At 54.2% G+C, this 1,037-nt stretch carries 2 protein-coding genes and 3 tRNA genes; all 5 read left to right on the forward strand.

All coding sequences use genetic code 11. The features are described 5' to 3' along the window. Positions 1-184, forward strand: a 184-nt coding sequence (locus AC1D0Z_RS22625; protein WP_477660383.1) for a hypothetical protein, incomplete at its 5' end; no start/stop codon positions are given. A gap of 74 nt (positions 185-258) precedes the next feature. Next, positions 259-334, forward strand: a tRNA-Gly gene (locus AC1D0Z_RS22630). A gap of 99 nt (positions 335-433) precedes the next feature. Continuing rightward, positions 434-507 (forward strand) — tRNA-Cys (locus AC1D0Z_RS22635). Between the two features lie 82 nt (positions 508-589). Further along, positions 590-682, forward strand: a tRNA-Leu gene (locus AC1D0Z_RS22640). 63 nt (positions 683-745) lie between these two features. Next, on the forward strand, positions 746-1,037 hold a 292-nt coding region (locus AC1D0Z_RS22645), incomplete at its 3' end, for a DUF6806 family protein (RefSeq protein ID WP_477660384.1).

Below are 1,037 nucleotides of genomic sequence, written 5' to 3' on the forward strand. Positions count from 1 at the left end.
CTTGCAGGAGATTCCCGACAACGTCAAAAGCGGCCTGGAGATCGTGCCGGTGAAGTGGATAGACCAGGTTTTGCAGGTCGCGCTTGAACGCCAGCCCGTTCCGCTCACCGACGAAGAGGCTGCTGTGGTGGCTCCGGCTGCCGTGGTTCCACCCGCAGAAGCAGCAGGTACGGTGAAGCATTAATAAAGTCTTTCGCAAAGTTTTTTGCGGCTTTTGGAAAAGCCCAAAAAACTACGCTATAATTTGAGGCTGTAATCGCGGGAGTAGCTCAGTTGGTAGAGCGCAACCTTGCCAAGGTTGAGGTCGAGAGTTCGAGACTCTTCTCCCGCTCCAATTCAAAGGGCAGCACTTTAAAAATGCTGTCCTTTTTCATTGGGGGTTTCGTTGGATTATTTGGTAAAGCCGTTGGGCTTTATCAGGCAGACAGAATACGGCGCGGTAACAAAGCGGTTATGTACCGGATTGCAAATCCGAGTAGGTCGGTTCGACTCCGGCCCGCGCCTCCATCACAGCTCCCTGCAACCAGCCCCAGTTATGGGGCTTTTTTGTTYGACAATACGCTGCCGGACGTTGGAATACGGCGTTTGAGCCTGAGTGGTGAAATAGGTAGACACAGCGGACTTAAAATCCGCCGCTTCGTGAATAACGGGCGTACCGGTTCGATTCCGGTCTCAGGCACCACGATTGGGCGGCTCACCCACGCGCCGCGCGCGCTTTTGAAAACTGGGTAAGATAATTTCCATCATGTCCCGCTACAACACACCTTTTGAGATCCACGTTCACGGCGAAGTGCCATTGCGTGCGGACGTCAATTTTGAGCAGCTTCAGGAGGCTCTCAAGCCCCTGTGGAAATACACCGGTTCAAAATCCCTGGCGGCCGGGGCTGCCAGTGCTTATGAGGAAGAGCCGGGCATCCGGTTTGATGCGCAAAAACATTTGCTGCAAATGTGCTGGACGGTTCCTGGCGACGAAGACTTTCGCCAGGCGCTCGACGAAATGTGCATGGGCCTGAACGATCTCGCAGAAGCTGGTGCAC

This window comes from Polaromonas sp. P1_E3 (genome assembly GCF_056405935.1).